A 16,180-nucleotide genomic window follows, 5' to 3' on the forward strand; every position below is an offset into this window, starting at 1 on the left:
GCGCCTCTATCCGTTCCTTTCCCCCATCGGTTTGACCGTTTTATTCTTTTTCTCCGCCCTCATTGTCATGCTCGCAGCAATCACATTTCCCATAAAGCGTTGTCACTTTTTCATCTTCGAAATACGCAATCGTCGCATCACACGTTTGACATACGATCGTGCCCATCCCCAAAACCCCTTTGTGATGATAAATTCGCTTGTTGATTTCATAATAATATATCACATTTCAATTGTCAATCCTAATTTGTATATCACATTTAATAAAAAAGAACTTTTTTGAAACCGTTCTTTTTCCATTTATTGTCCGCCAACATATGGTACAATAAGGATAAAGACGCAATGGAAATGGTGGGAGGGGAAGGAATGATGAACACCGATCTAAAGCTGCCTGCGGGGAAAACGATGACCATCGAGGACGTCAAACAGCTGCTCGAGCGCTACCAGATGGCGCTCAAAAAGACAGGGGAACAGCTTGGTTGGGCGTACGAACAGGCCGCTTTCCCGTATACGGTCCGCATACACGAATCCGTTCTCTACTTGCAAGGCGACGGCCGTTTGTACAAAGGGATGGCGATTTCCGTGCGAACAGCTGGAGAAGAGACATTCATTGACATCGCACTGCCGCCGGGGGCGACGCATGGGGATAAAGGGAAGGCCAATGAATTCAGCAAATGGCTGGCGAAAACGCTCGGCGGTGAACTGCACTTGTTCAGCGGCCGGACGATGGTGTTTGGCAGCGCGTAAACAGCGGGCATTCGACCGCTGTTTTTTATTGAACGGCCTGCCAAATGACATGCTGACCGGCAAAGTACACCGCCGCCGTCCCAATCGTCGTCAGCGCCGCCTTGCGCGTCGCCAAGCCGAGCTGGCGGGCCAGCAAAAACGCGATGTACATAAAGATGCACAGCATCAGCCCGCGGAAAAACAGGCGGTCTCTTCCTGACAGCCACTCGATCAATGAGAAACTGCTCCAAATCATCATCTGCATCAAAAATGCAACGTAAGCTTTCATTTCAACTCCATCTCCCGCTTGTTCTTTACCATAACGATATGAAGCGAGAGCGGAAAATAGTATGGGAAATTGGACAAGAAATGGACCAGGCCGCTTCTTTGGACAAAAGACTGTCGACCGAGCGCAGCAACAGGCGAACATACAGCTGCCGCCGCAGATTCATTTCTTTTCTGCCAATCATCTTGCTTCTGGATGATGTTCCCTGCTTATTGCACCGCAGGAAAAAGGTGCCCCGCTGTGTTTGGGGCACCTTCGTTTTCCGTTACTTCGCAATGATATGAATCGGCGTGCCAAGCGCCACTTCCGCCGCTTCCATGGCGATTTCGCCAAGCGTCGGATGGGCGTGAATCGTCAAGGCGATATCTTCCGCCGTCATGCCGGCTTCAATGGCCAGCCCAAGCTCGGCGATCATATCCGAGGCGTTCGGGCCGATGATTTGCGCTCCAATCACAACGCCGTCTTCTTTGCGGACGACAAGCTTCAGGAAACCGTCCGTATCGTTGAGCGACAGAGCGCGGCCGTTGGCGGCAAACGGGAATTTCGCCGTAATGACGTCGATGCCTTCCTCTTTCGCCTGTTGTTCAAAGTAGCCGACCGAGGCGCATTCCGGATCGGAGAAGACCACAGCCGGAATGGCGATGTAATCCACTACCGACGGATGGCCGGCGATGGCTTCCGCCGCCACTTTCCCTTCATACGACGCTTTATGAGCAAGCGCCGGGCCTGGAACGATGTCGCCGATGGCGAAAATGTTCGGCACGCTTGTCCGGCATTGTTGGTCCACTTCAATCAAGCCGCGGTTCGTCATTTTGATGCCGATTTGTTCAAGACCAAGTTCATCTGTATTCGGTCGGCGGCCGACCGTCACCAACACATAGTCGGCGTCGATCGTTTTCGTTTCGCCGTTCGCCTCATACGTGACCGTCACGCCGTCTGCACGCTCTTCGGCTCCTTTTGCGAGCGCATTCGTCACAACTTCGACCCCTTTGTTCTTCAGACGGCGCTTAATGATGGACACCATTTGCTTTTCAAAGCCGGATAAAATCTCACCGGCCCCTTCAAGAATCGTCACTTTCGCACCAAAATTGGCGTAAGCCGTACCGAGTTCGATGCCGATGTAGCCGCCGCCGATGACAACGAGCGATTTCGGGATTTCCCCGAGGTTGAGCGCACCGGTCGAGTCGAGAATGCGGCCGGAAAACTTGAAGTTCGGCAGCTCGATCGGACGCGAACCGGTGGCCAGAATCGCGTTTTTAAACGTATACGTCTGCGCGCTGTCGCCGTTGACCACGCGCACCGTATTGGCGTCGACGAAGTACGCTTCCCCTTTGACAATGTCAACTTTGTTGCCTTTGAGAAGTCCTTCGACGCCGCCCGTCAATTTTTTGACGATGCTGGCTTTCCATTCTTGCACTTTCGAGAAATCAACCGTGACGTTTTCCGCCTTGATGCCCATCTCGTCGGAATGTTTCGCCTGCTCGTAGCGATGGCTTGCCGAGATGAGCGCCTTGGACGGGATGCAGCCGACGTTTAAGCAGACGCCGCCCAAATTTCCTTTTTCCACAATCGTCACTTTTTGGCCGAGCTGTGCGGCGCGGATGGCGGCGACATAGCCGCCAGGGCCGGCGCCAACGACGAGCGTTTCTGTTTCAATTGCAAAATCGCCAACTACCATCGTTTTACGCCTCCATTAATAATAATTCTGGATCGCTTAACAGCTGCTTGATATGGTTGAGCGCTTTTTGCGCTGTCGCTCCGTCGATCATCCGATGGTCAAAGCTGAGCGAGAGCGCCAAGACCGGAGCAGCGACAATTTCACCGTCGCGGACGATCGGTTTTTCGGCAATGCGGCCGATGCCAAGAATCGCCACTTCTGGATGGTTGATGACCGGCGTAAACCATTGCCCGCCGGCTGAGCCGATGTTCGTGATCGTGCACGATGCGCCTTTCATTTCGTTTGGCATCAGTTTGCCTTCGCGCGCTTTTTCAGCGAGTTCGTTGATTTCCTTCGCCAGCGCGAAAATCGGCTTCCGGTCGGCATGTTTAATGACCGGCACGAGCAACCCTCGATCCGTATCAGCGGCGATGCCGATGTTGTAGTAATGCTTATGAATAATTTCCTCCGTCGCATCGTCGATCGACGTATTCAGCACCGGATATTCACGCAGCGCGGAAACAAGCGCTTTGACGACATACGGCAAGAACGTCAGCTTGATGCCTTTTTCCGCCGCAATGGCCTTGAATTTTTTTCGGTGAGCAACAAGCTTCGTCACATCGGCTTCGTCCATCAGCGTCACGTGCGGGGCCGTATGTTTCGAATGCACCATGGCCTTGGCGATCGCCCGACGGATGCCGCTCATTTTCTCGCGCGTTTCCGGGAATTCGCCTTCCGGCACAACCGGTTTCGCCGCTGGCGCTTGCGGCGCTGCCTTCTCTTCCGCCGCTTGCGGCGTCGGCTCAGCCGCGGCTTTCGCGCCGCCGGCGAGGAAGGCATCAATATCTTCTTTCAAAATGCGGCCGTTTTTCCCCGTGCCTTGGACGAGGCGGATATCGACGCCTTTTTCACGCGCATATTTGCGCACAGACGGCATCGCGATGACGCGGCGGTTCGGGTCGGCTTCCGCTTCGGCCGCCGGTGCGCTCGGAGCAGCGGTCTCAACCATTTCCTTTTTCGACACCGTTTCCGCTTTTTCCTCTTTTTTCACTTCTTCGTGTTCTTGTCCTTTAAACGTCATGTTTTCATAGCCCGGCGCATCGAGCGTAATGAGCGTTTGCCCAACCGTCGCCACCGTTCCTTCCGGGACGAGAATCTCAAGCACTTTCCCCTTGACAGGAGATGGGATCTCGACGACCGCTTTGTCGTTTTGCACTTCGCACAACACGTCGTCTTCGTTCACTTCATCGCCCGGCTTGACGAACCATTTGACGATCTCGCCTTCGTGAATGCCTTCGCCAATGTCCGGCAGCTTAAATTCAAATGCCACTGTAGGTCGACCTCCTATCGTTTGCCGAAAATGAGCGGGGGAAGGCGCTTCGCTCCCCCGGACTTGTCCACATTAGAAGTTGATCACTTTTTTCGCCGTCTCGATCACGTCTTTAAAGTTCGGCAGCCACACCGATTCTGCTTGAGCGAACGGATAGACTGTATCCGGCGCGGCGACGCGCAATACAGGCGCCTCAAGGCTTAAAATCGCGCGCTCGTTAATTTCAGCAACGACGTTGGCGGCGATGCCGGCTTGCCGTTGCGCTTCTTGAACGACGATGGCGCGGCCCGTTTTTTCGACCGAACCAATGATCGTCTCAATATCGAGCGGCTGCACGGTGCGCAAGTCGACGACTTCGGCAGAAATGCCTTCTTTCTCTAATTCTGCCGCCGCCTTTAACGATTCATGCACCATGGCCCCGTACGCGATAATCGTAATGTCTTTTCCTTCACGCTTAATGTCTGCTTTGCCGATCGGAATTGTGTACTCTCCTTCCGGCACCTCTTGTCGGAACGAACGGTACAGTTTCAAATGCTCAAGGAAAATAACCGGGTCGTTGTCGCGGATCGCCGAGATGAGCAATCCTTTCGCATCATACGGCGTCGACGGGATGACGACTTTCAAGCCCGGCTGTTGGGCGACGAGTCCTTCTAAGCTGTCTGAGTGCAATTCTGGCGTATGGACGCCGCCGCCAAACGGCGAACGAATCGTAATCGGAACATGGTAGCGGCCGCCAGTGCGGTAGCGGATGCGCGCCATTTGTCCGCAAATCGCATCCATCGCCTCATAGACGAACCCGAAAAACTGAATTTCCGGCACCGGGCGAAACCCTTGCAAAGCCAAGCCGATCGCCAAACCGCCGATCCCCGATTCGGCCAGCGGCGTATCAAACACGCGTTCTTCGCCAAACTCAGCTTGCAGCCCTTCGGTCACCCGGAATACGCCGCCGTTGACCCCAACGTCTTCGCCAAACACCAGCACGTTCGGATCGTTTCTCATCTCGATGCGCAGCGCATCGGTGATCGCTTGAACCATTGTCATTTGCGCCATGGCTTACTTCGACTCCTTCTCTTTATAAATTTCATACTGCTCTTTTAAGTTCGCCGGCAGCTCTTCGAACATGATGCTGATTAAGTCGGTCACTTTTTGTTTCGGCGTTTCGTCCGCTTTTTTGATCGCTTCCTTGATGTCCTCTTTCGCCTGCTCGATGACGCGGTTTTCTTCCTCTTCGCTCCATAAACCTTTCGCTTCTAAAAACTTGCGGAAGCGGACAAGCGGGTCTTTTTTCGCCCATTCGTTTTCGAGTTCTTTCGAACGATAGCGCGTCGGATCGTCGCCGGACATCGTGTGCGGACCGTAGCGGAAGCAAAGCGTTTCGATGAGCGTCGGCCCTTCGCCGTTAATGGCGCGTTCGCGGGCTGCTTTCACCGCGGCGTAGACCGCAAGCGGATCCATGCCGTCGACTTGAATGCCCGGAATGCCGGCAGCGACCGCTTTTTGCGCCAATGTTTTGGCGACCGTTTGCTTCTCCACTGGCGTCGAGATGGCAAAGCGGTTGTTTTGCACAACAAAGATGGCCGGTGCCTTAAACGCCCCCGCGAAGTTGATCCCTTCATAAAAGTCGCCTTGCGATGTGCCCCCATCGCCGGTATATGTAATGGCCACCGCCTTTTTGCCCCGCATTTTCAAACCGAGCGCCACGCCGGCCGCTTGAATGTATTGAGCCCCGATAATAATTTGCGGCGGCAAGACGTTGACGCCTTCAGGAATTTGATTGCCATGAAAGTGGCCGCGCGAGAACAAAAACGCTTGATAAAGCGGAAGCCCGTGCCAAATGATTTGCGGAACGTCGCGATATCCCGGCAAAATGAAATCTTCTTTCTCAAGCGCAAAATGGCTGGCGATTTGGCTCGCTTCTTGCCCGGCGGTCGGCGCGTAAAACCCGAGTCGGCCTTGGCGGTTCAACGAAATGGAGCGCTGGTCGAGGATGCGCGTATACACCATGCGGCGCATCAGCTCTTTCAGCTGCTCATTGCTTAACTGCGGCATCGCCTCTTCGTTGACGATTTCGCCTTCTTCATTCAAAATTTGAAACGTCGGGAACTGCTCGGCTACTTTCTCGAGCTGCTCCGCAAATCGAAACTGGGAGGTTTTCACACCCATGTTATTCACCTCTGCCTTTCATTAGAAATTTTAGAAATGAGAATACATTCGCCCATATACTATTAATGTACCCAAAATGAAAGAGAAATAAAAAACGGCCGCCATCCGGCGCCAACGCAAGCAACAAAGGCGCCGAAATCTGTTTCACTATTTTTCAAGATTGAATTAGTACAATACGCATTTGCAAGTTTTAGTTTACACGTTCTTGGATCAACCGTCAACGACTTTGATTTCTCATGTTTTTTCGCTTTATCTTTTGGGTGAAATTGGAATTTGTAATATTCCGCCCACAAACTGTTATATTACATTCCTCACCATCTGTACGAGTCCTGTATTATATTTTCACAAAATACAAAACACACAGTGGCTTGACAAGATAATGAAAACGTTTTCTCGAATTTGTCTTATTGTCTTCCTTATACTCGAATAATATATTCGTGCGGTTGCGTTTTTATTTACGATCGATGCTCATTTTGTTAGACTAAACGATAGACAGCGATGCCAAACGTAGGGAGTGAACGAAGCGAATGATCACGATGAAGGACATCATCAAAGAGGGGCATCCGACATTGCGGAAAATCGCCGAACCCGTTCCGTTGCCGCCTTCAGAGGAAGATAAGCGCATTTTGCAAAGCTTGCTTGACTACGTGAAAATGAGCCAAGACCCGGAGCTGGCAGCGAAATACGGCCTGCGGCCCGGCATTGGCCTTGCCGCCCCGCAAATCAACGTCTCAAAGCGGATGATCGCCGTCCATGTCACCGATGAAAACGGGACGCTGTACAGCTACGCCTTGTTCAATCCGAAAATCGTCAGCCATTCCGTCCAGCAATGTTACTTGACGACCGGGGAAGGCTGCCTGTCGGTCGACCGCGACGTGCCGGGGTATGTGCCGCGCTATGCCCGCATCACGGTCACCGGAACGACAATCGACGGCGAAGAAGTCACACTGCGCTTGAAAGGGTTGCCGGCCATCGTCTTCCAACATGAAATCGATCATTTAAACGGCATTATGTTCTATGACCGCATCAACCCCGATGACCCGTTTCAAGTGCCGGACGGAGCGATTCCAATCGGGCGCTAAAAAGCCCGCTGTCAATGGCGAGCGGCCTCGCCGAAAAGGCCAAGGCCGCTTTTTATCGGATGAGCTGCAGCTGTTTCAATCCGTACCAAATGCCTTCCTTATCGACCGGCTTCGTAACGAAGTCGGCGACCCTTTTCACTTCCTCATGGGCGTTGCCCATCGCCACCCCGGTTCCGACGAACGAGAGCATTTCAATATCATTCAATCCATCGCCGAACGCGTACACATCCTTCTTATCGATCCCGAGCTTTTCGATCATCATGCGGATGCCTTCCGCCTTCGAGCCCCCTGCCGGCAGCACATCCGTCGAGACGTCGTGCCAACGGACGAAGCGAAATTCGGGATAGTTGCGCACATACGGTTCTTCTTCCTCGGCGCGGCAAAACAGAAGCGCTTGGTAAATGTCTTTGTTCTCATAATAAAGAGGGTCGACAGGCGGGTGGGCGAATTTTAGGCTCGCCATGCTGACGTGGATGTGCGGATGGTCGCTGATGCTCGCTCTCATTTTCTCCGCATCCATAAAGACGAGCGGATGGCCGTTTTTGTGGGCTTCCTCCGTCAGCGCCCTGACTTTCTCGCGCCGGAGCGGCTGCTTGTATAGCACATTCCCTTCAAAAACGACGTATTGGCCGTTGAAACTGACGAACGAATCGATGCCAAGCTGTTTGCGCACATGCTCAAACATAAACGGAGCGCGTCCGGTGGCGATGGCGACATAAACGCCCGACTGCTTCAGGCGGCGAACCGCTTCGATCGTTGACAGCGGCAGCTGCTTTTGCTCATCAAGAAGCGTGCCGTCGATGTCGAAAAAGACGATTTTTCTGCCCACGTTCACTTCCCCTTGTAAAAAAATTGTTCATTGTTTACCGTACTGAAAAACGCCCGGAATGTCAACCAAGAGGCACGATCTGTTCCATTTTTACCCATGAAAAACAAACCTCCGCCTACATATCATATATAATAGAACATTTACTTTCGCCGCAAAATGAGTACAATAAAAGGTAAGGAGTGATGAAACATGTTGAAAAAGCTGAAAAAAAAGCTGCTTCAACAGTGGAAAGACCTGCTCCGGAAAAAATTGATCGCCTGACCGTTACAACAACAGCCCTTCCATTCGAAGGGCTTCTTTCCCACTTTGGCGAATAAAGCGGGCAACATTCGTCAAAGATGATGCATATCGTCGGCACATCTCACGCCTGTTTTTTGCTTTTGGCAACAAAATACATGAAAAGAACGTTACATTCTTATATAATAGATAGAGCAACCATTGTACGATAAGGAGAGATTTCACGATGATTTTCAAAGTGTTTTACCAAGAAAACGCAGACGAGGTGCCCGTGAGAGAAAAAACGAAAACACTCTACATCGAAGCAGAATCAGAGCGGGATGTACGCCGAAAACTCGAAGGCCGTCCGATCAATATTGAGTATATTCAGCCGTTAGAGGGAGCGCATCTAGAATACGAAAAGAAAAGCCCGAACTTTCAAGTATTGGAGATTTCATCATGAAGCTGTTGACAGACCAGCAAGTTGGCGTTTTTGCCCTCGGCGGACTGGGTGAAATCGGAAAAAATACATACGGCGTACAATTCCAAGACGAAATCATTGTCATTGACGCAGGCATTAAGTTTCCGGAAGATGAGCTGCTTGGGATCGACTATGTCATTCCAGACTACTCCTATTTAGTGAAGCACGCGGACAAAGTGAAAGGACTGTTCATCACCCACGGGCACGAAGACCATATCGGCGGCATTCCGTATTTGCTCCGGCAGGTGAACATCCCGATTTACGGCGGCAAATTAGCGCTTGGGCTGATTCGCAATAAGCTTGAGGAACATGGATTGTTGCGCCAAGCGAAACTCATTGAGATTCGCGAAGACGATGTCATCCGCTTCCAAAAAACGGCCGTCACCTTTTTCCGGACGACACACAGCATTCCGGACAGCTACGGTATTGTTGTGAAAACGCCAGTCGGGCAAATCGTTCACACTGGGGATTTTAAATTCGACTTTACGCCGGTCGGCGAGCCGGCCAATTTGACAAAAATGGCCGAAATTGGGAAAGAAGGAGTTCTTTGCCTGCTGTCGGACAGCACGAACAGCGAGATCCCGCATTTTACGATGTCGGAGCGGCGCGTCGGTGAAAGCATTCACGACATTTTCCGCAAGGTGGAAGGACGCATCATTTTCGCCACATTTGCATCAAACATCCACCGTCTCCAACAGGTGACGGAAGCAGCCGTCGCCAACAACCGAAAAATCGCTGTCTTCGGTCGAAGCATGGAAGCGGCGATTGAGATCGGACAAGACCTCGGCTATATCAAATGTCCGAAAGGCACGTTCGTCGACGCGAACGAAATCAACCGCCTGCCGGCCAACCGGGTGACGATTTTATGCACCGGCAGCCAAGGGGAGCCGATGGCCGCCTTGTCGCGCATCGCCAACGGCACGCACCGGCAAATTCAAATCATCCCAGGCGACACGGTCGTCTTTTCCTCATCGCCGATTCCGGGCAACACGGTGAGCGTCAACCGGACAATCAACATGCTGTACCGCGCCGGCGCAGAAGTCATCCATGGCCCGCTCAACGACATCCATACGTCCGGCCACGGTGGGCAGGAAGAACAAAAATTGATGATCCGGCTGATGAAGCCGAAATATTTCATGCCGATCCACGGCGAATACCGCATGCAAAAAATGCACGCCAAGCTCGCCATCGACTGCGGCGTGCCGGAGGAAAACTGCTTTATTATGGACAACGGCGAAGTGCTTGGCATCAGCGACAAAGAAGCGCGCATCGTCGGCAAGATCCCGTCCGGCTCCGTCTACATCGACGGCAGCGGTGTCGGCGACATCGGCAACATCGTCTTGCGCGACCGCCGCATTTTGTCTGAGGAAGGGCTCGTGATTGTCGTCGTCAGCATCAACATGAAAGAGTTCAAAATCGCCGCCGGCCCGGACATTATTTCTCGCGGCTTCGTCTATATGCGTGAGTCAGGTGACTTAATCAGCGAAGCGCAAGTGTTGATCTCCAAGCATCTCGAAAAAGTGCTGGAACGGAAAACGAACCAATGGTCGGAGATCAAAAACGAAATTACGGAAACGCTCGCTCCGTTCTTGTACGAGCGGACGAAACGGCGGCCAATGATTTTGCCGATCATCATGGAAATCTAAAGAAAAAAGGGCGTCCTTGCAAAAGGATGCCCTTTTTCCGTCATCATCATGCACAGGCCGCCTGCCAGCCGTCAACCGACCACTTTTTCCTCAAACCGGTCAATGTCGCTGTCAGCGCCGATGACGACCAACACGTCGCCTTTGCGGATGATTTCCGAAGCGAGCGGGGAGACGATGACGCTTGCTCCACGCTTGATGGCGACGATGTTGATGCCATAGCGGGCGCGGATGTCAAGCTCCAAAAGCGAATGGCCGTCAAGCCGCTCGCTTGCCACGATTTCGACAATGCTGTATTTGTCCGACAGCTCCAGATAATCTAGGACGTTGTTGGAAATCAAATTGTGAGCGATCCGCTCGCCCATGTCGCGCTCTGGATGCACGATTTGATCAGCGCCGATTTTTTTCAGCACTTTCTCATGGTAATCGTTCGTTGCCTTGACCGTAATATGGTTGACGCCGAGCTCTTTTAAAATCAGGGTCGTCAAAATGCTCGCCTGGATGTTGTCGCCGATCGCGACAATGACATGGTCGAAGTTGCGGATGCCTAAACTTTTCAGCACGTTTTCATCGGTCGTGTCGCCGACGACGGCGTGCGAAGCGATCGACGCAAATTCGTTTACCCGGTCTTCATCAATATCAATGGCCAATACTTCCATCCCTTGTTCGCTCAGCGTCCGGCAGATGCTGCCGCCAAAGCGCCCGAGGCCGATGACGGCGAACTGTTTCTTTTTCATTGACACTCCTCCATCGTTGATCAAGCATTGTTTCTTCCCCTTATTTTAGCAAAAAAGAAAAAGGAACGAAAACGTTCTTCGTTCCTTTTCCACCATTCCCTCACGCTATGCACTTTCGCCATTTCGCCAAAAACGGGCTGCCAGCGCACACAGCCCGAACGTTCGTCATCAGCGAAGTTTTTCTTCGACTTTTTGGCAAATCTCTTCTGCGGTGAGCCCGCTCGCTTCAATGACCGGACCGGACGTCACGATGTTGTGAATGCCGGCGATATTGGCGTCCAGGCCGGTAATGACGCAGCAGTCGCAGCCTCTTGCGTCTTGCTCCCCGCGGAGCGGCACAACGTCATATCCTCGCTCTTTCAACGCTTCCTGTACGTCCGTCAACGATGGCTCAACACCAATTTTCGCCATCACAATCCACCTCCTCACACTCATTAATGTGTGTTGCTAGAGGCGGAACTATACTTCATTCTGCGTTTCCTTTCCATGAAAAATAGTCGATTAAAAACGCGATGGCGCGGTCGATCGCTTCCTCGTTCGGAACCAGTTTTGCATGGTGCAGCCCATATGGCGAATCAACACCGAGCCAAAACATAAATCCAGGAATTTCCGCCAACATATAGCCGAAATCTTCGCCAGTCATCGCTTCTTTGCAACGGATCACATTCACGCCGCCGTGCGCCTTGGCAAACTTCATAAATTCCGCTGTCAGATCCGGATCATTGTACACTTCATGGTACATGGCACCGTAATCGATGGATGCTTCACATTCGTACGCGACTTCAATGCCATGCACGATCGCTTCAATCCGCCGCTTCACCTTCTGCATCGTTGCAGTCGACAGCGTTCGAATCGTTCCTTCGAGCCGGGCGTGCTCCGCAATGACGTTTTGCACCGTCCCGCCGGCAATTTTTCCGATCGTAATGACCGCGCTGTCAAGCGGATCGACGTTGCGGGCGACGATCGACTGCAGCTGCGTCACCAATGCGCAGGCGGCGACGACCATGTCATTCGCTAAATGCGGAAACGCCGCGTGGCCACCTCTTCCCTTCAAATCAATAAACAGCTCGGACGTATTGGCAAACAGCAACCCTTCTTTCGTTGCAATCGTACCGACTGGATATTCCGGCGCAATATGCAAGGCGACGATCATATCCGGCTTCCATTCCCGCATGATGTCGCTTTCTAACATTGGCTTTGCTCCGCCCGGTCCTTCCTCGGCCGGCTGGAACACAAACAGCAAATCATCTTCCAATGGATGATGAGCAAAATGGGTGAGCACGCCAAGAGCGATGCTCATATGCACATCGTGGCCGCACGCGTGCATGTGCCCTTCATGTTTCGACCGATACGGCAAGCCGGTCTCCTCACGAATCGGCAGCCCGTCCATATCGGCGCGGTAGCCGATCGTTTTGCGCGGCGATGTTCCGTTGACTTTGACGAAAATCCCGGTTTTCCACGTCCGGACGTCAAGCCGCTCTTGCGGCAGGGACTGGATATAGCGAAGCAAATATTGCTGCGTCTTAAACTCCTGAAACCCAAGCTCCGGAATTTGATGCAAGTCGCGGCGAATGGCGACAAATGGGCTGATCGCAGACATCGTCTCTCCTCCATGGGTAAAAAAGCTGTCCTCGTGTGAAGGGACAGCTTTTATGATGATTATAATTGGCGAAGCTCCTGCTTAATCTCCGTTTTCGCCCGCGTTTGCTCGTCGATCTGCTTAATGACGCGCGCCGGCACGCCGGCCACGACCGTATACGGCGGCACGTCTTCGACAACAACGGCGCCGGCAGCCACAACCGCTCCTTTGCCGACCGTGACGCCTTCCAAAATAACGGCATTCGCCCCGACGAGCACATCGTCTTCAATGACGACCGGCTTGGCTGATGGCGGCTCGATCACGCCTGCCAACACCGCGCCGGCGCCGATATGGCAGTTTTTCCCGACCGTCGCCCGGCCGCCGAGCACCGCGTTCATGTCGATCATCGTTCCTTCGCCGACGACGGCGCCGATATTGATGACCGCTCCCATCATAATGACGGCGTTGTCGCCGATTTCGACATGGTCGCGGATGATAGCGCCCGGCTCAATGCGCGCCTTGATGCCTTTCAAATCCAAAAGCGGAATGGCCGAGTTGCGGCGGTCGTTCTCGACGACATAGTCCTCGATTTTGTCTTGATTCGCTTCGATTGCCGCTTGAATGTCTTGCCATTCGCCAAACACGACGCCGACGTTGCCGGTAATAAACGTTTTCGCGCTTGAGCCGAAATCGATGCCTTCGAGATCCCCTTTTATGTATACTTTGACTGGTGTCGATTTTTTGCTGTTTTGAATAAACGAAATGATTTCATTGGCGTCCATCATCTTCATGGGCGATATCCTCCTTTACACCTGTATTCTTTTTTACTTTAGCAAAACAGAGATCATTGTGACAAGCACAAATTCATCGAGCAAAATGCTGTAAATATCTTCTCGAAGGCTTGTACTTGCGGAAGTTGCCACGCAGCTTCCGAACTGATCAGCCAAAGCCAGCTGCTCTTGTTATTGCACACGATTACCTTTCTGCTCATTGTTCAGCTTCTTTTCGGCCTAGCTTCCGGCCGCCATTAGGCCTGTGCAGCTGTTTATTCAGTTGCTTCAGTACTTCCCGTCGAGTGAAAATGCCTGCAAAATAGCCGTCGTCATTTTCCACACACACGAACGGATGGTTGACAATAAGCCCCACTGCCTTCATCAGGCTGTCGTCAAGCCGCAGGCGCGGAATGTTTCGGTTCATCACTTCTTCGACCTTCATCGTCTCGAGACGTTCAAATTCGATGCGCTCCAATCCTAAAATTGCATCCATCATCATCGTCATGCTGATGAGCCCGTGAAGCTTATAAGATGTGTCCAATACCGGAATCGCCGAATAGCCGGTTTTCGTCAGGACGAGCAGCGCATGATCCAAATAATTTCCCGGCTGCACATGCGCCACTTTATCCGCCGGAATCAGAAATGGCTTGACAGTCATTTGCATGAATTCATTGTGTTCCCATGTCATGCCGATGTTCCGCCTTTCTTCTGCATCTTCTCCTCTCCACACTGTTATCATACCATAAAAAAGACTATCGCTTCCTGCGATAGCGATAGTGCACAACAATTTTTATCCTTCCTCTTCCTCTGTCAACAGGCGGTCGTATAAACGCAACAGCTGCCGGTACCGGTGTTCATCGACCTCCTTGTCTCCGTTTTCGATATCCGCCAGCTCGGAGCGGATGAGCTCGAGTGCATATTGCTGGCTGAACAAAACGTCAAGCAATAACGCCGCTTCCTCGCCCGACAGCCTTGTCGGCAGCCGCTTCGTCATCTCCATTCCCCCTTTGCCTCTTCCGCTTCCATATATATTCGCCGGCAAAGGAAAAAAGTCATGGAAAAAAACGTCATTTCCAAGCGACCAAAAAACGGTTTTCTCTCCTTAAAGCAGACAGATGCGTGATATTTTGTGCATGGCGGCCATCAAAAAAGGTGTCCCGCCTTGTTGGGACACCTTCCGTTCAATAATATCGAAGCGCCAAATAACCGATGGCAAACACAGCAAGCAAGACGGCGAGCACATACGCAAGCAATATCGGGTTGCGCAAATAGGCATGCTCCTCGACCGTTTTCGGGATCGGCCCGTCAAGCTCTCCTTGCCAGCGCTGCTGGCGGCCGAGACGGACCGTATAGATAAATCCAATCACCGCAATCAATACAGAAAGGACAGATAATACGAAAGTCAGCTGTGCCATACGTTTCACCTCATGCTTACTTTGCCGCAATGAGGCGATTTTATGCAGTCAATAATGGGCGTCATGCTCAAACAAATAGCTGTACGACAAGTCAATAAACAAGTAATGGCGCTCATCGATCGGATACGAATACGTCCGGATCGTTTCCCCTGTTTCAATATCCGTGTATAAATCGGACAAAATCCCTCTTCGGCGCGAGCGCATGCGAATAATGTTTTCCAAAAAATATGGGCGCCAGCTCCAGTTTTTCATATAATATTGCGGCTGAAGCTCCCACCGGCCGCCGCGCTTGAACATATTGCCCGACTGCTGGAAGCCGTCCTCATCACAAACATAAATGCGGAAGCAAACATCGTCGAGCTCGCCGGCCAACAGGGAAATGAGCTCGTTAAAATCGGCGGCTTTTTTGTATTTGCCAAGCAGCGCGCTGATCCGCTGCTGAAACTGCTCAGCAATTTGATACAGCGTTTCAAGCTTTTTCTTTTCCTGCTGGATGAAGCGATGGCACTCTTGGCGGAGCAAGTCTTTCAACAAATCGCGCGGCACAACCTCAGGCGCCGGCTTGGCCAAATAATACCCTTGATAATAGCGGCCGCCATGCCGCCAAGCATACTGAAGCTGAAATGACGTTTCGATGTCCTCATACAGGAGCGTCGCTCCGATTTTGCGCGCCAACAGCGAAATCGAGTGAACGATTTCCTGGTATGCTTGATGAACGGACGTTTTCCGCAATTCACGCAAATCGATTTTTAAAATGTCAGGCGACAAGACGCCGATTCGCTCAAGATGAATGCTATGTTCGGCGATGTTGTCGACCGCCACTTTAACGCCGTATGTACGAAGATATGTCAATAAATGGCTGAGCTGATCGACGTCTCCCTTGAAATGCTGCTCGTTGATTTCCAAAACGATGCGGCTTAGCGCCAACCCTTTCGCTTCGTAGGTGAGAAGCAGCTGCAAAAACGACTCGCCGCGGTCAAGCATCAGCAAGTTGGCATCACGGTTTAAAAAAATGAGCAGCGTTTGATCATCAAGCGACAGAAAATAGTCGAGCGCTTTTTTCGTGATCACATCATCCACTTCGATGCGAAATTCTTCTGGAATGGTTTCATCGTGAAAAAACGGTCCAAGGCTGACCGGCCCTGTTTCCGTTTGAAACCGACCGAGCACTTCATAGCCGACGACCCCATGCTCATCGGCGCTGAAAATCGGTTGATAGTGCGGAATCACTTGCGGCAAGTTGGCCATAACGTCTAATGCATCCAT

The 16,180-nt window shown here is 52.0% G+C and carries 20 protein-coding genes; 5 read left to right on the forward strand and 15 right to left on the reverse strand.

Translation table 11 applies throughout. From position 1 onward, the window contains the following. Nucleotides 1–40: 40 nt before the first annotated feature. On the reverse strand, nucleotides 41–166 hold the full coding sequence (locus GC56T3_RS13095) for a GapA-binding peptide SR1P (RefSeq protein WP_011230564.1): 126 nt from the start codon (nucleotides 164–166) through the stop codon (nucleotides 41–43). Nucleotides 167–363: 197 nt separating this feature from the next. Here GC56T3_RS13095 and GC56T3_RS13100 point away from each other — a divergent pair, with 197 nt between their 5' ends. Beyond that, nucleotides 364–744 carry a DUF1885 family protein gene (locus tag GC56T3_RS13100; protein WP_013145895.1) on the forward strand — a complete coding sequence of 127 codons (381 nt, stop codon included), beginning with the start codon at nucleotides 364–366 and terminating at the stop codon, nucleotides 742–744. Between the two features lie 25 nt (nucleotides 745–769). On the opposite strand, the gene GC56T3_RS13105 is transcribed toward GC56T3_RS13100, so the two are convergent. The 5 genes from GC56T3_RS13105 to pdhA form a co-directional block, all read right to left on the reverse strand. Continuing rightward, nucleotides 770–1,012 carry a hypothetical protein gene (locus tag GC56T3_RS13105; RefSeq protein ID WP_011230562.1) on the reverse strand — a complete coding sequence of 81 codons (243 nt, stop codon included), beginning with the start codon at nucleotides 1,010–1,012 and terminating at the stop codon, nucleotides 770–772. A gap of 262 nt (nucleotides 1,013–1,274) precedes the next feature. Further along, nucleotides 1,275–2,687 (reverse strand): dihydrolipoyl dehydrogenase, encoded by a 1,413-nt coding sequence (lpdA, locus tag GC56T3_RS13110; protein WP_013145896.1) that lies wholly within the window; start codon nucleotides 2,685–2,687, stop codon nucleotides 1,275–1,277. A gap of 4 nt (nucleotides 2,688–2,691) precedes the next feature. Continuing rightward, nucleotides 2,692–3,996 (reverse strand): dihydrolipoamide acetyltransferase family protein, encoded by a 1,305-nt coding sequence (locus GC56T3_RS13115; RefSeq protein ID WP_013145897.1) that lies wholly within the window; start codon nucleotides 3,994–3,996, stop codon nucleotides 2,692–2,694. 72 nt (nucleotides 3,997–4,068) lie between these two features. Beyond that, on the reverse strand, nucleotides 4,069–5,046 hold the full coding sequence (pdhB, locus tag GC56T3_RS13120; RefSeq protein WP_011230559.1) for a pyruvate dehydrogenase complex E1 component subunit beta: 978 nt from the start codon (nucleotides 5,044–5,046) through the stop codon (nucleotides 4,069–4,071). A 3-nt stretch (nucleotides 5,047–5,049) separates the two neighbouring features. Continuing rightward, nucleotides 5,050–6,159, reverse strand: a complete 1,110-nt coding sequence (gene pdhA, locus GC56T3_RS13125; protein WP_013145898.1) for a pyruvate dehydrogenase (acetyl-transferring) E1 component subunit alpha — start codon at nucleotides 6,157–6,159, stop codon at nucleotides 5,050–5,052. A 527-nt stretch (nucleotides 6,160–6,686) separates the two neighbouring features. Here pdhA and def point away from each other — a divergent pair. Continuing rightward, nucleotides 6,687–7,241: a peptide deformylase gene (def, locus tag GC56T3_RS13130; RefSeq protein WP_011230557.1), complete on the forward strand. Its 555-nt coding sequence runs from the start codon at nucleotides 6,687–6,689 to the stop codon at nucleotides 7,239–7,241. A 52-nt stretch (nucleotides 7,242–7,293) separates the two neighbouring features. Here the strand turns inward: def and GC56T3_RS13135 are convergent, their stop codons facing one another. After that, nucleotides 7,294–8,076 (reverse strand): Cof-type HAD-IIB family hydrolase, encoded by a 783-nt coding sequence (locus tag GC56T3_RS13135; RefSeq protein WP_013145899.1) that lies wholly within the window; start codon nucleotides 8,074–8,076, stop codon nucleotides 7,294–7,296. A 176-nt stretch (nucleotides 8,077–8,252) separates the two neighbouring features. On the opposite strand from GC56T3_RS13135, the gene GC56T3_RS20200 reads away from it, so the two are divergent. The 3 genes from GC56T3_RS20200 to rnjA all read left to right on the forward strand — a co-directional run bounded on the left by GC56T3_RS20200 (nucleotide 8,253) and on the right by rnjA (nucleotide 10,413). Beyond that, on the forward strand, nucleotides 8,253–8,387 hold the full coding sequence (locus GC56T3_RS20200; RefSeq protein ID WP_014195339.1) for a hypothetical protein: 135 nt from the start codon (nucleotides 8,253–8,255) through the stop codon (nucleotides 8,385–8,387). A 146-nt stretch (nucleotides 8,388–8,533) separates the two neighbouring features. After that, nucleotides 8,534–8,749, forward strand: coding sequence for a DNA-dependent RNA polymerase subunit epsilon (locus GC56T3_RS13140; RefSeq protein WP_013145900.1), 216 nt, complete (start codon nucleotides 8,534–8,536; stop codon nucleotides 8,747–8,749). Beyond that, complete coding sequence (gene rnjA / locus GC56T3_RS13145; protein ID WP_011230553.1) at nucleotides 8,746–10,413, forward strand: ribonuclease J1; 1,668 nt, start codon at nucleotides 8,746–8,748, stop codon at nucleotides 10,411–10,413. The genes GC56T3_RS13140 and rnjA overlap by 4 nt, the downstream gene beginning before the upstream one ends. A gap of 71 nt (nucleotides 10,414–10,484) precedes the next feature. On the opposite strand, the gene GC56T3_RS13150 is transcribed toward rnjA, so the two are convergent. From GC56T3_RS13150 to GC56T3_RS13185, 8 genes are all read right to left on the reverse strand, one after another. Beyond that, nucleotides 10,485–11,147, reverse strand: a complete 663-nt coding sequence (locus GC56T3_RS13150) for a TrkA family potassium uptake protein (RefSeq protein ID WP_013145901.1) — start codon at nucleotides 11,145–11,147, stop codon at nucleotides 10,485–10,487. 168 nt (nucleotides 11,148–11,315) lie between these two features. Further along, entirely contained in the window at nucleotides 11,316–11,558 is a 243-nt protein-coding gene (locus GC56T3_RS13155; RefSeq protein WP_011230551.1) for a YkuS family protein, read from the reverse strand. Nucleotides 11,559–11,613: 55 nt separating this feature from the next. Further along, nucleotides 11,614–12,747 carry an N-acetyldiaminopimelate deacetylase gene (locus GC56T3_RS13160; RefSeq protein ID WP_013145902.1) on the reverse strand — a complete coding sequence of 378 codons (1,134 nt, stop codon included), beginning with the start codon at nucleotides 12,745–12,747 and terminating at the stop codon, nucleotides 11,614–11,616. Nucleotides 12,748–12,806: 59 nt separating this feature from the next. Beyond that, nucleotides 12,807–13,517: a 2,3,4,5-tetrahydropyridine-2,6-dicarboxylate N-acetyltransferase gene (gene dapD / locus GC56T3_RS13165; RefSeq protein WP_011230549.1), complete on the reverse strand. Its 711-nt coding sequence runs from the start codon at nucleotides 13,515–13,517 to the stop codon at nucleotides 12,807–12,809. Nucleotides 13,518–13,713: 196 nt separating this feature from the next. Further along, the gene (gene cbpB, locus GC56T3_RS13170; RefSeq protein ID WP_011230548.1) at nucleotides 13,714–14,187 is read right to left on the reverse strand and encodes a cyclic-di-AMP-binding protein CbpB; all 474 of its coding nucleotides are present in this window, start codon (nucleotides 14,185–14,187) and stop codon (nucleotides 13,714–13,716) included. A gap of 102 nt (nucleotides 14,188–14,289) precedes the next feature. Continuing rightward, nucleotides 14,290–14,493, reverse strand: a complete 204-nt coding sequence (abbA, locus tag GC56T3_RS13175; RefSeq protein ID WP_013145903.1) for an antirepressor AbbA — start codon at nucleotides 14,491–14,493, stop codon at nucleotides 14,290–14,292. 187 nt (nucleotides 14,494–14,680) lie between these two features. Further along, entirely contained in the window at nucleotides 14,681–14,914 is a 234-nt protein-coding gene (locus GC56T3_RS13180) for a hypothetical protein (RefSeq protein WP_013145904.1), read from the reverse strand. Between the two features lie 48 nt (nucleotides 14,915–14,962). Next, a complete protein-coding gene (locus GC56T3_RS13185; protein ID WP_013145905.1) occupies nucleotides 14,963–16,180 on the reverse strand; it encodes an EAL-associated domain-containing protein in 1,218 nt (405 codons plus the stop codon).

Source organism: Geobacillus sp. C56-T3 (genome assembly GCF_000092445.1).
Lineage (GTDB): Bacteria > Bacillota > Bacilli > Bacillales > Anoxybacillaceae > Geobacillus > Geobacillus thermoleovorans.

Bases quoted from the DNA above. Each gene is read 5' to 3' on its own strand.
- GC56T3_RS13095 (WP_011230564.1), bottom strand. From the start codon at position 166: ATGGGCACGATCGTATGTCAAACGTGTGATGCGACGATTGCGTATTTC.
- GC56T3_RS13100 (WP_013145895.1), top strand. From the start codon at position 364: ATGATGAACACCGATCTAAAGCTGCCTGCGGGGAAAACGATGACCATC.
- GC56T3_RS13105 (WP_011230562.1), bottom strand. From the start codon at position 1,012: ATGAAAGCTTACGTTGCATTTTTGATGCAGATGATGATTTGGAGCAGT.
- lpdA (WP_013145896.1), bottom strand. From the start codon at position 2,687: ATGGTAGTTGGCGATTTTGCAATTGAAACAGAAACGCTCGTCGTTGGC.
- pdhB (WP_011230559.1), bottom strand. From the start codon at position 5,046: ATGGCGCAAATGACAATGGTTCAAGCGATCACCGATGCGCTGCGCATC.
- pdhA (WP_013145898.1), bottom strand. From the start codon at position 6,159: ATGGGTGTGAAAACCTCCCAGTTTCGATTTGCGGAGCAGCTCGAGAAA.
- def (WP_011230557.1), top strand. From the start codon at position 6,687: ATGATCACGATGAAGGACATCATCAAAGAGGGGCATCCGACATTGCGG.
- GC56T3_RS20200 (WP_014195339.1), top strand. From the start codon at position 8,253: ATGAAACATGTTGAAAAAGCTGAAAAAAAAGCTGCTTCAACAGTGGAA.
- GC56T3_RS13140 (WP_013145900.1), top strand. From the start codon at position 8,534: ATGATTTTCAAAGTGTTTTACCAAGAAAACGCAGACGAGGTGCCCGTG.
- rnjA (WP_011230553.1), top strand. From the start codon at position 8,746: ATGAAGCTGTTGACAGACCAGCAAGTTGGCGTTTTTGCCCTCGGCGGA.
- GC56T3_RS13150 (WP_013145901.1), bottom strand. From the start codon at position 11,147: ATGAAAAAGAAACAGTTCGCCGTCATCGGCCTCGGGCGCTTTGGCGGC.
- GC56T3_RS13155 (WP_011230551.1), bottom strand. From the start codon at position 11,558: ATGGCGAAAATTGGTGTTGAGCCATCGTTGACGGACGTACAGGAAGCG.
- GC56T3_RS13160 (WP_013145902.1), bottom strand. From the start codon at position 12,747: ATGTCTGCGATCAGCCCATTTGTCGCCATTCGCCGCGACTTGCATCAA.
- dapD (WP_011230549.1), bottom strand. From the start codon at position 13,517: ATGAAGATGATGGACGCCAATGAAATCATTTCGTTTATTCAAAACAGC.
- cbpB (WP_011230548.1), bottom strand. From the start codon at position 14,187: ATGACATGGGAACACAATGAATTCATGCAAATGACTGTCAAGCCATTT.
- abbA (WP_013145903.1), bottom strand. From the start codon at position 14,493: ATGACGAAGCGGCTGCCGACAAGGCTGTCGGGCGAGGAAGCGGCGTTA.
- GC56T3_RS13180 (WP_013145904.1), bottom strand. From the start codon at position 14,914: ATGGCACAGCTGACTTTCGTATTATCTGTCCTTTCTGTATTGATTGCG.
- GC56T3_RS13185 (WP_013145905.1), bottom strand. From the start codon at position 16,180: ATGGATGCATTAGACGTTATGGCCAACTTGCCGCAAGTGATTCCGCAC.